This window comes from Aeromonas sp. Y318-3 (assembly GCF_027706185.1).
In the GTDB taxonomy this organism is placed as follows: Bacteria; Pseudomonadota; Gammaproteobacteria; order Enterobacterales; family Aeromonadaceae; genus Aeromonas; species Aeromonas veronii.
On sequence record NZ_JAPDCN010000007.1, the window covers coordinates 47351 to 58951 of the forward strand.

Annotated in this window: 8 protein-coding genes and 6 tRNA genes; 13 read left to right on the forward strand and 1 reads right to left on the reverse strand. The window is 61.4% G+C overall.

The features are described 5' to 3' along the window. Nucleotides 1–2: 2 nt before the first annotated feature. From OKB77_RS11310 to OKB77_RS11335, 6 genes are all read left to right on the forward strand, one after another. Nucleotides 3–77 (forward strand) — tRNA-Gln (locus tag OKB77_RS11310). A gap of 46 nt (nt 78–123) precedes the next feature. After that, nucleotides 124–198 (forward strand) — tRNA-Gln (locus tag OKB77_RS11315). A gap of 39 nt (nt 199–237) precedes the next feature. Then, nucleotides 238–314, forward strand: a tRNA-Met gene (locus OKB77_RS11320). Nucleotides 315–324: 10 nt separating this feature from the next. Further along, nucleotides 325–399, forward strand: a tRNA-Gln gene (locus tag OKB77_RS11325). Between the two features lie 39 nt (nt 400–438). Next, nucleotides 439–515 (forward strand) — tRNA-Met (locus tag OKB77_RS11330). 8 nt (nt 516–523) lie between these two features. Further along, a tRNA-Leu gene (locus OKB77_RS11335) sits at nt 524–607 on the forward strand. 218 nt (nt 608–825) lie between these two features. Here the strand turns inward: OKB77_RS11335 and OKB77_RS11340 are convergent. Then, the gene (locus OKB77_RS11340) at nt 826–2658 is read right to left on the reverse strand and encodes an SLC13 family permease (protein ID WP_270817645.1); all 1833 of its coding nucleotides are present in this window, start codon (nt 2656–2658) and stop codon (nt 826–828) included. A gap of 263 nt (nt 2659–2921) precedes the next feature. Between OKB77_RS11340 and pnuC the strand changes: the two genes are divergently transcribed. The 7 genes from pnuC to nifJ all read left to right on the forward strand — a co-directional run bounded on the left by pnuC (nt 2922) and on the right by nifJ (nt 11594). Beyond that, a complete protein-coding gene (gene pnuC / locus OKB77_RS11345; RefSeq protein WP_021229812.1) occupies nt 2922–3638 on the forward strand; it encodes a nicotinamide riboside transporter PnuC in 717 nt (238 codons plus the stop codon). Nucleotides 3639–3641: 3 nt separating this feature from the next. Further along, entirely contained in the window at nt 3642–4367 is a 726-nt protein-coding gene (locus tag OKB77_RS11350) for a nucleoside phosphorylase (protein WP_158109813.1), read from the forward strand. Nucleotides 4368–4472: 105 nt separating this feature from the next. Further along, nucleotides 4473–5144 (forward strand): Crp/Fnr family transcriptional regulator, encoded by a 672-nt coding sequence (locus OKB77_RS11355; RefSeq protein ID WP_201932433.1) that lies wholly within the window; start codon nt 4473–4475, stop codon nt 5142–5144. A gap of 42 nt (nt 5145–5186) precedes the next feature. Beyond that, complete coding sequence (yqfB, locus tag OKB77_RS11360) at nt 5187–5510, forward strand: N(4)-acetylcytidine aminohydrolase (RefSeq protein ID WP_159164136.1); 324 nt, start codon at nt 5187–5189, stop codon at nt 5508–5510. A 67-nt stretch (nt 5511–5577) separates the two neighbouring features. Next, nucleotides 5578–5979 (forward strand): DUF1622 domain-containing protein, encoded by a 402-nt coding sequence (locus tag OKB77_RS11365; protein ID WP_042054549.1) that lies wholly within the window; start codon nt 5578–5580, stop codon nt 5977–5979. Nucleotides 5980–6179: 200 nt separating this feature from the next. Beyond that, on the forward strand, nt 6180–7820 hold the full coding sequence (locus OKB77_RS11370) for an alpha-glucosidase (RefSeq protein WP_270817647.1): 1641 nt from the start codon (nt 6180–6182) through the stop codon (nt 7818–7820). Between the two features lie 228 nt (nt 7821–8048). Further along, nucleotides 8049–11594: a pyruvate:ferredoxin (flavodoxin) oxidoreductase gene (nifJ, locus tag OKB77_RS11375; RefSeq protein WP_270817649.1), complete on the forward strand. Its 3546-nt coding sequence runs from the start codon at nt 8049–8051 to the stop codon at nt 11592–11594. The last annotated feature ends 7 nt before the right edge of the window (nt 11595–11601 follow it).

The window sequence follows — 11601 nt, forward strand, 5'->3', positions numbered from 1 at the left end:
GTTGGGGTATCGCCAAGCGGTAAGGCAGCGGGTTTTGATCTCGCCATCCCTAGGTTCGAATCCTAGTACCCCAGCCATTTTTAAAAGTTCTTTGCCAGTCTCATGACTGTTGAGGAGCGCTGTTGGGGTATCGCCAAGCGGTAAGGCAGCGGGTTTTGATCTCGCCATCCCTAGGTTCGAATCCTAGTACCCCAGCCATTTTTCTGTTCTCTTCCACATCAGTGGTCGATAACAAACGGCTATGTAGCTCAGTTGGTTAGAGCATCGCACTCATAATGCGGGGGTCACAGGTTCGAATCCCGTCATAGCCACCATTATTTCTGTTGGGGTATCGCCAAGCGGTAAGGCAGCGGGTTTTGATCTCGCCATCCCTAGGTTCGAATCCTAGTACCCCAGCCATTTTTCTGTTCTCTTCCACATCAGTGGTCGATAACAAACGGCTATGTAGCTCAGTTGGTTAGAGCATCGCACTCATAATGCGGGGGTCACAGGTTCGAATCCCGTCATAGCCACCATTAATATTGCGGAAGTGGCGAAATTGGTAGACGCACCAGATTTAGGTTCTGGCGCCCTAGGCGTGAGAGTTCGAGTCTCTCCTTCCGCACCATTAATAGCAGTACCAAACAGACCAGCTCACGCTGGTTTTTTTGTATCTGAAATTTGCCTCTCCCCAGTTTTTCTCTCGCTCCTCTATTAACCCAGCTCCACGTTAATTCCCGTTCACGTCACTCTTCACTGATTCCGATCACGCCTTGCCACTCTTGTCTCCCGGCCATAAAAAAGCGGCCCGCAGGCCGCTGGTGCACACATTCATCATCCCGGTTATCAGAACGGGAAGAACCAGGGGATCGCTACCACGCTCACCGCCATCACCAACAAGGTGAAGGGCACCCCGATACGGATAAAATCGGCAAACTTGTAGTTGCCCGGCCCCAGTACCAGGGTATTGACCGGTGACGAGACCGGCGTCATAAAAGCAGCCGAGGCGGCGATGGCAATGGTCATGGCAAACGGATAGGGCGATACCCCCATCTGCTGGGCCGTGCCCAGCGCAATGGGCGCCATCAGCACAGCAGTCGCGGTGTTGGAGATAAAGAGCCCGATCACCGCGCAGAGGGCAAACAGGCTGGCCAGCATGACCCGCGGCCCCATCTCCCCTACCGCATTGATCAGACCACCGACGATCAGATCCACCCCGCCGGTTTTTTGCAGCGCCAGCGCAAAGGGGAGCATGCCGACGATGAGGATCAGGGTCGGCCAGTGGATCGACTTGTAGGCACTCTCCATATCGATGCAGCGAAACTTGCCCATCAGCAGACAGGCGATCAGCGCCGCAATCACGTTGGGCACAGGATCGGTCACCATCAGCAGGATCATTACTCCAAGACAGAATAGGGCGTGAATAGCTTGGCTGCGGGCGGGGGCCATCTCGTCCACTTCAGCGGGCAACCCCATCAGCAGAAAGTCGCGGCTATGGGTCTGCAACTGTCTGATGTGGCTCCAGTTCCCTACCACCAGCAGGGTGTCCCCCATCTGCAGCGGCTCGTCCACCAGCTTGCCTGCCAGCGCTTCACCGTCGCGGCGCAGCCCCACCACGCTCAGACCATAGCTGGAGCGGAAGGTCACCTCACGCACGCTTTTACCCAGCAGCTTGGACTCGGGGATCAGCGACACCTCGGCCATCCCCACCTCCCGCGCCTGATCGGAGAAGTACTCCCCGCGCAGGATCATGGGTTCGAGCCGCGCTTCGCTGCAAAACGCCCGCACATCCACCTCGGGATCTGACATGTCGATCAGCAGCACATCCCTGGCCTGGAACTCACTGATCCCCGACACCGGCACCATCACCCGGCGAAACTTGCGCCAGCGCTCCACCCCGATGACGTGGGCACCATAGCGGGCACGCAGTTGCAGCTCGTCCAGGGTGTGACCAATCAGCGGGGAGTCAGGCCGCAGCGCCAGACGACGGGCCCGACCGGCCAGTCGGTAGTCTCGGATCAGATCGCGCAGAGTGCGGCGCCCGGCCGGCTTGCCTTTGCCCTCTTCCCCCTCGCCCACCAGGGAGCCGCGCACCAGCAGCATGTAGAGGATGCCCAGCCCCAGGATCAGCACGCCCATGGGGGTGAAATCGAAAAACCCGAAACCGTGAATGCCATGGCGCATCAGCTCGCTGTTGACCACCATGTTGGGGGGCGTAGCCACCAGCGTCATCATGCCGCTGATAAGGCCGGCAAAACCGAGGGGCATCATCAGGCGACCGGCCGGGATCCCCATCCGGTTCGCCACGCTCAGCACCACCGGGATAAAGATGGCCACCACTCCGGTGCTGCTCATCACAGCCCCCAGACTCGCCACCGCTACCATCAGCAACACCAGCAGCTTGGTCTCGCTGCTACCCGCCACCTTCACCAATGCATCCCCCACCTGATAGGCGATGCCGGTGCGCACCAGCCCCTCACCCACCACAAACAGGGCGGCAATCAGGATAACGTTGGGATCGCTAAAGCCCGCCAGCGCCTCCGGCAGGGTGAGGGTGCCGCTCAGCACAAAGAGGATAATGATCAACAGGGCGACCACATCCATCCGCACCTTGTTGGTCATGAAGAGATAGATGGCGCCAGCCAGCAGACAGAGCACCCAGACAAGCTCGGAATTCAATACAACCTCCTTTTATCACGTGATTCTCCTCCCGGAGAGTGGACTCTATCAGACCACAGCCACGGAGCTATCATCTTGCTACATATCAATAAAGTCCGGCCCGCCGGGGCCCCATAACCCATCACTGCTGGAATAACCGGGCACCAGTGGCAATTTCTTTGATATGGGCCAAGTACGGGACGGACAAAAGTCCTGCCCCTCCTCCCCCTCACCCCTTAGAATGGCGCCCTCGCATACTAACCCTCATGTCCAAGGATCAGAAAATGAGCATATTCGAGCTGTTCAGCATCAATAACACGCTAGTGACCATACCGCTGGGTGGCGGCTATGCCATGTCATGGATTGAAGCCATCGGCACTCTGTTCGGGCTGGCCTGTATCTGGTTCGCCAGTCAGGAGAAGACCATCAACTACCTGTTTGGCCTGATCAACGTCAGCCTGTTTGCCATCATCTTCTTCCAGATCCAGCTCTACGGACTGTTGATGCTGCAGCTGTTCTTCTTCTGCGCCAACGTCTACGGCTGGTACGCCTGGACCCGCCCGGCCAACGATCAGGGAGATACCCTGCAGATCCGCTGGCTCAGCAGATCCAAACTGATGGTGACCGCCGCCGTGAGCGTGCTGGCCATCGCCCTGCTGACCCGTTATATCGACCCGGTCTTCGCCACCCTGGCGCGCACCTCGGTCTCCCTGCTCAACCTGTTTGGTGCCAACCTTGCCATCCCCGAGCCCTCCCCTGATGCCTTCCCCTTCTGGGATGCCAGCATGACGGTGCTCTCAGTGGTCGCCCAGATCCTGATGACCCGCAAATACGTGGAGAACTGGATCCTCTGGGTCGTCATCAACATCATCAGCATCGGTGTCTATGCCGCGCAGGGTGTTTACGCCATGTCGCTCGAATACCTGATCCTGCTGTTTATCGCCGCCAACGGCACCCGCCTCTGGGTGATTGCCGCCAAGCGCAAGCCACAAGGTCTATAAGCCATGACTCTGTTACCCCATCTTCAGTGCCGCCCCGAGCAGATTGCCGAGCGGGTGGTACTGTGCGGCGACCCGGCCCGAGTCGATCGCATCGCCAGCCAGCTCGAACAGTGTGAAGTGCTGGGGCAAAACCGGGAGTTTCGCCTCATCAACGGCCGCTATCAGGGGCTGCCCATCACGGTCTGCAGCACCGGCATCGGCGGCGCCTCGGCCATCATAGCGCTAGAGGAGCTGGTGCAAGCCGGTGCCCGCTCGCTTATTCGGGTCGGCTCCGCTGGTGCCCTGCAACACGACATCGGGCTGGGCGACCTTATCGTGGTAGAAGGCGCTGTGCGCAATGAGGGGGCCTCGCAGGCCTATCTGCCCCCTGAGTACCCCGCCTGCGCCGATATCTGGCTGCAAGCGGCCCTGCTCAACCATGTAGCGACCGGCAGCCAGCCTCATTGGCACGGGCTGGTGCGCTCCCACGACAGCTTCTATCGAGATGACGAGCAGGAGGTGTGCCGCTACTGGCATGCCCGTGGCGTGCTCGGCGCTGACATGGAGACTGCCTCCCTGCTGACGGTGGGTCGCCTGCGCAAGGTGCGGGTCGCCGCCGTGCTCTGCAACGTGGTGCTGTTCGAGCAGGATGTGCAACAAGGGGTGGCGGATTACGCCAGCGCCGAACAGGCGATGATGGTCGGTGAGCAGCAAGCCATCGCCGCCGCCCTCCACGCCCTGGTGCAATAAACCGCAAACCGTTAACTGCGGCACATCCGCTACCGTGCGGGCTGGTATCCGGCCCGCACTCTTGCTAGCCTCATGGCCCTCGTCATCCGGTGCGACAGGCAAGTCATGCAGCAACAGCCCTACCCCCTCGGCCGTTTTCACGCCGAACTCCAGCAGCTTGAACCCCGCTTTGCCGCGGCGCTCGACGCCTGCACCCTGTTTCTGCGCCGCTACCTGCCGGACGAATTGATCATGCGCCAGGGGGAGCAGAGCGAGCAGCTCTATCTGGTCGAACATGGCCGGGTCTCCCTCAACAGTACGGTGCACTCGGGCCGCATCTTCCAGCTCGGCGAGATTGAGTGTCACAGCCAGATCTTCGGTGAGATGGAGTTCTTCAGCGCAACCCCGGTGCAGTGGAACGTGGTGGCCGAGACCGAGCTGGATGCCCGGGTCATCTGTGCTCACAAACTGGCCCAGCGCCTGCTGACCGAGCCCGAGCTGACCCTCTTCTTCGCCGCGGCGCTGGCCAGCGACTATCTCGATACGCTGGAGATCACCACCAGCCGGCTGCTCCACCCCATCGCCTACAACATCGCCTACGAGTTGTGGCGAGAACGCCAGCGCACCCCCATGCTGGGGTCACGCAAACGGGCCCATGAAGCGGCGCGCTTCGGCACCACCGAGCGGGTTTACCGCCGCGCCCTCAAGGAGCTGGTCGAACAGGGCATAGTTGCCGACGGCAGCGACGGCCCCGTTATCGCCGATCTGGCCAAACTGCGCGCCTATCTCGACCTTTGATTTCCATTCATCCCATTTCGATTCACCCTGTCAGGAGTCACCATGTCTACTCACACCTATCCAGAGTTCACCTTCTTCAGCCGCTTCGTTGCCGACATTCAGGCGGGCCGCAAGACCATCACCATCCGCGACGAGAGCGAGGCCAACTGGCAGCCCGGCCAGCGGCTGGCCCTCTTCACCAACCCGGAGCACCAGCCCTTCGGCACCATCGAGGTGCTCTCCGTCAATGCTGTAGCCTTCGATGAATTGAATGACGAGCACGCCCGTCAGGAGAACATGACCCTCCCCGAGCTCAAACAGGTGATCCGCGACATCTACCCCGATCTGCCGCCGCTCTATGTTATTGAATTCAAACTGATTGCCTGAGCCGGATTTGGCCTTTGCCGAGCGATGTGTTAATAGTGTCCTCTTTTGAATCAGGGAGGTGACCCGAGTGTTTGAGATAGCGAGCCTGAAAGAGGGGATGATGCACGGGGTCGAGCTGTTCCAGCTGCTGCTGGAGACCATCTCCATCGCCTGTGTGGTCATTGGCCTTGGCAAGACCCTCTGGCTGGCGGCAAGAGTGCGGGATCACCAACCCGGCTTTCCGCGCATTCGCCTCTGTTTTGGCAGCTGGCTTATTCTGGCGCTGGAGTTCCAGCTGGCCGCCGACATCCTGGCCACCACGATCGCGCCGAGCAAGGAGGAGCTGATCCGCCTCGCCATCATTGCGGTGATCCGCACCTTCCTGAACTACTTCCTCGGCAAGGAGCTGGAAGCACAAGCGGAGCGCCAACAAGAGAAGGCAGAACGCCAGCAGGAGCAGCGCAGCGAGCAGGCCAAGGCTGCTCAATAACCTGTATTCCTGCATAGCATCAACGCTAAGTGCCGTGCCATCCCGACCACAGCCGTGGCCCGGGATGGCACCTTTGTGACCCTTCCCGCACTTTTGGCAATCAGCCAACTATGGAACCCTTTTCAAGGTTTCCCCTGCCCTGTCGAGTACCCGTTCATCTGCGTAAGATAGAAAATCTTCTCCCCTAACCGGCCACGCTGATGAATACGCACTCCCTTCACACGCCCGATATCGACCTCGATAGCTGCGTCATCTACCAGATCTACCCCATGAGTTTTCAGGACAGCGATGGCGACGGCATGGGCGATATCAACGGCATCCGTCAGCGCCTCGACTATCTGGCCACCCTCGGGGTCGATATGCTCTGGCTCACCCCCATCTATCGCTCCCCCAAACGGGACAACGGCTACGATGTGGCGGACTACCGTGCCATCGACCCCGCCTTCGGCACCCTGACCGAGATGGAGCTGCTGATAGCCGAAGCGGCCGCCCACGGCATCGGCATCATGATGGATATCGTCGCCAACCACACCTCCACCGAGCACGAGTGGTTTGTGCAGGCGCTGGCCGGCGATCACCATTATCAGGACTATTACGTGTTTCGCGACCAGGCCTTCGTTGATGCTCACCCCATCACCTCGATTTTTGGCGGTAGCGGCTGGCAGTATGTGCCAGCGCTTGATCGCTACTACCTGCACAACTTCGATCCCAGTCAGGCCGATCTGGACTGGGATAACCCGGCGGTACGCGCCGAGATGGCGGCGGTGATCAACTTCTGGCTGGGCAAAGGGATCAAGGGATTTCGCTTCGATGTTATCGACATGGTGAGCAAGGAGTGGGACCGACTGGCCATGAGCAATGGCCCGCGCCTGCACGACTATATCCGCGAGCTCAATGCCGCGAGCTTCGGCGGCAAGGGGATCATCACGGTGGGGGAGACCTGGGGGGCCGATCTCGCCCATATGCAGAACTATTCGAACCACGATGGCAGCGAGTTCAGCATGGTGTTCAACTTCGAGCATCTGGGGCTCGGCAGTGACAAGTGGTCATCCCGCTTTGATCCCCTCGCCTTCAAGCGAGCCATGGCCCGCCACCAGCAAGGGCTGCACGGGCGTGGCTGGAACAGCCTGTTTCTCGGCAACCACGACCTGCCTCGCGCCGTCTCCCGCTTTGGCGATGACAGGCCAAAGTGGCGGGAAACCAGCGCCAAGCTATGGGCCATGGTGCTGCACCTGATGCAGGGCACTCCCTTCATCTATCAGGGGGAGGAGCTCGCCATGACCAACCGCCACTGGCAGCCGGGCGAGCTGCGCGATGTGGAGGCCATCAACTACCGCGCCAGCCAGTCAGGGCTGGATCCTGCCGAGCTGAGTCGGCGGCTCGATGCCATCGGCCGCGACAATGCCCGCACCCCGATGCAGTGGGACGCTGGCCCCCACGCCGGTTTCAGCACCACCACGCCCTGGATTGCCATCAATGCCAACCACGTCGAGATAAATGCTGACGAGCAGCTGACCCGCCCCGACTCGCCGTTTCACTGCTATCGCCAGCTCATCGCCCTGCGCAAGGCTCACCCTGTCGTTCGCCACGGCAATTTCGAGCTGCTGGATGGGGATGATCCCGAGCGCATCAGCTATCGCCGCCACTGGCAGGATCCGGCCAGCGGAGAGCGGCACACCCTGCTGCTGCTCGCCAATCTCACGGCGAACCCCTTGCCGATGCCCCACTTCGACAAGGTGACACACAAGATGCGGTTGCTGCTGGCCAATTACCCAAGCGAACCACTGCCACTCTTCGCCCCTTATCAGTGCGCCATCTGGCTGCAAGTGGATCAGGGTTAACCCCGTGCTGACGGGCCATACCAATGGCCCGTCAATCGCCCCACGTTGGCTACCAGCAGAAAATCACGCTCCCACGCAACGGGATTAAATTAACCACTATTACTGACTTATTAATTGATTATTTATCTCGTTTGATACGCTCTCATTGCCCCTCTTACTATGCCTGCGACCTATCCATTGCCGATGCAACTATCGGCCTTCAAACTGGCATAGCAAAGTGGAAAACAGATGATCACCACAGACGGGAATAACGCAGTCGCCTCGGTGGCGTACCGCACCAGCGAAGTCATCGCCATCTACCCCATCACCCCCAGCTCGGCCATGGCTGAGCAGTCGTCGGCCTGGTCGAGCAAGCGGGGCAAGAACCTGTGGGGGGATGTGCCCCGGGTTGTCGAGATGCAGTCGGAAGGGGGCGCCATCGCCGCCGTCCACGGCGCCCTGCAGACCGGCGCGCTGGCGACCTCGTTTACCTCGTCGCAGGGGTTGCTGCTGATGATCCCCAACCTCTACAAGCTGGCGGGTCAGCTTATCCCCTTCGTGCTGCATGTGGCGGCGCGCACCGTGGCGACCCACGCGCTATCGATTTTTGGTGATCATTCGGACGTGATGGCGGTGCGCCAGACCGGCTGTGCCATGCTCTGTGCCAGCAATGTGCAGGAGGCGCAGGACTTTGCCCTGATCTCCCAGATAGCGAGCCTCAACAGCCGCCTCCCCTTTATCCACTTCTTCGACGGCTTTCGTACCTCTCACGAGATCGCCAAGATAGCGCCGCTCGCTGACGACACCCTGCGCGCCCTGCTACCCGCAGATGCCATCCGTGCCCATCGCGACCGGGCGCTCACCCCCGACAAACCGGTCATTCGCGGCACCGCTGCCAACCCAGACACCTACTTCCAGTGCCGGGAGGCGAGCAACCCCTGGTATGACGCCGCCTATGGCCATGTGAGTGAGGCGATGCAGGCTTTTGGCGAGCAGACCGGCCGCCACTACCGGCCGTTTGAATACGTCGGCCACCCGCAGGCGGAGCGGATTGTGGTGCTGATGGGCTCGGCGATTGGCACCTGTGAAGAGGTGATCGAGCGCCTGCTGGCCCAAGGGGAGAAGGTGGGGTTGGTAAAGGTGCGCCTCTACCGCCCCTTCTCGGCCAAGCACCTGCTGGCCGCGATTCCCGAGAGTGCCCACACCATCGCCGTTCTGGATCGTACCAAGGAGCCGGGCGCACAGGCCGAGCCCCTCTATCTCGACGTGATGACGGCGCTGGCCGAAGCGGTCAGCCGGGGCGAGCGGGCAAGCCTGCCGCGGGTCATCGGCGGTCGCTATGGTCTCTCCTCCAAGGAGTTCGGCCCCACCTGCGCGCTGGCGGTGTTTACCGAACTGGCGCAGGAGAACCCGCGCCCGCGCTTTACCGTCGGCATCTTCGATGACATCACAGGTCTCTCGCTACCGCTGCCCGCGCTGAATTCGCAAAGCCCGATCCACGGCCAGCAGCACAAGCTGGAGGCGCTCTTCTACGGCCTTGGCAGCGATGGCACCGTCTCGGCGGCCAAGAACAGCATCAAGATCCTCGGCAACCACACCGACCTCTATCCGCAGGGCTATTTCGTCTACGACTCCAAGAAGGCGGGCGGACTCACCGTCTCTCACCTGCGGGTGGGCGAGCGGCCGCTGCAATCGGCCTATCTGGTGGAAGAGGCAGACTTTATCGGCTGCCATCAGTGGCAGTTTGTCGACAAGTACCGGATGGCGGAGCGCTTGAAAACAGGCGGCATCTTCCTGCTCAACACCCCCTACAGCGAAGCGGATATCTGGCAACGGCTACCCAGCGAGGTGCAGCATGCCCTGCGCGAGAAAGAGGCACGCTTCTACATCATCAACGCCGCCAAAATTGCCCGCGACTGCCAGCTCGGCAACCGCATCAATACCGTGATGCAGATGGCCTTCTTCCAGCTCAGCGCCATCATTCCCCCCGCAGAGGCGACCAGCCTGCTGAAGCAGGCCATCGCCACCAGCTATGGTAGCAAGGGACAAGCGCTGGTCGAACGCAACTGGCAGGCACTGGAGGCAACCTGCGCCGCCCTGACCCGGGTGCAACTTGGTGAGCTGGATCCCGCCAGCCGCCCGCGCCCGCCGGTGGTTTCGGCCATGGCCCCCGACTTTGTCCAGACCGTTACCGCCGCCATGCTGGCGGGACTGGGTGACAGCCTGCCGGTCTCCGCTTTCCCGCCGGATGGCACCTGGCCGGTCGGCACCACCCGCTGGGAGAAGCGCAACATCGCCAAGGAGATCCCTATCTGGGAGGCGGAGCTCTGTACCCAGTGCAACTACTGCGTCGCCGCCTGTCCCCACTCGGCCATTCGCGTCAAGGTGGTAGAACCGGATGCGCTGGCCGCAGCTCCCGCCACTCTCGATGCGCTGGATGTGAAATCCCGCGACATGCGCGGCCAGCAGTACGTGCTGCAGGTGGCGCCGGAGGATTGCACCGGCTGCAACCTCTGCGTCGAGGTGTGCCCGGCCAAGGATCGCAGCAACCCGGATCGCAAGGCGATCAATATGGCTTCACGGCTCGATCATCTCGATGGGCAGAAGGCCAACTACGACTTCTTCCTCGACCTGCCAGAGCGCAGCGCCGAGCAGCTGGAGCGCATCGACATCCGCACCTCCCAGCTCATCTCGCCGCTGTTTGAATACTCGGGCGCCTGCTCCGGCTGTGGCGAAACTCCCTACATCAAACTGCTGACCCAGCTCTATGGCGATCGGCTGCTGATTGCCAACGCCACCGGCTGCTCGTCCATTTATGGCGGCAACCTGCCTACCACCCCTTACACCACCAACGCCGACGGGCGCGGGCCGGCCTGGGCCAACTCGCTGTTTGAAGACAACGCCGAGTTCGGACTGGGCTTCCGTCTTACCGTCGATCAGCACAGGGAGCGGGTGCGCCGTCTGCTGGCGAGCCTGGGCGACACCATACCAGCAGCGCTGCGCGAGGCGTTCGGCGATGCCACCCTGCCGGTTTCCGAGCAGCGGGCCCATATCCAGCAGTTGCGAGCGCTGCTGCAGGGGAGCCAGACCCCGGCAGCCCAAGAGCTGACTCGCGATGCGGACTATCTGGTGGAAAAATCGGTCTGGCTCATCGGCGGCGATGGCTGGGCCTACGACATCGGCTTTGGCGGGCTCGACCATGTGCTGAGTCTGGGGGAGAACATCAATGTGCTGGTGCTCGATACCCAGTGCTACTCCAACACCGGCGGCCAGCAATCGAAGGCGACGCCACTCGGTGCCATCACCAAGTTTGGCGAGCAGGGCAAACGCAAGGCACGCAAGGATCTCGGCGCCAGCGTGATGATGTATGGCCACGTCTATGTGGCGCAGATCTCCCTCGGCGCCCAGATGAACCAGACAGTGAAGGCGATTCAGGAGGCGGAAGCCTACCCGGGACCGTCGCTCATCATCGCCTACAGCCCCTGCGAGGAGCATGGCTACGACATGGCCGAGAGCCATGAGCAGATGAAGCAGCTGACCGCCTCCGGCTTCTGGCCCCTCTACCGCTTCGATCCGCGCCGCGCTGACGAGGGCACACTGCCGCTGGCGCTCGACTCGCGAGCCCCCAACGCCTCGCTGGCCGAGACCTTGCGCCATGAGCCCCGCTTCCAGCGGCTGGAACGCCAGCTGCCGGAGGTGGCCAGCCAGCTCTATGAAGAGGCAGAACAGGAGGCTAATCGCCGCTTCGCCTGGCTGAGCCAGCTGGCAGGCAAGGAGAGTCCGGCGCAGGAGTAACTCGCGC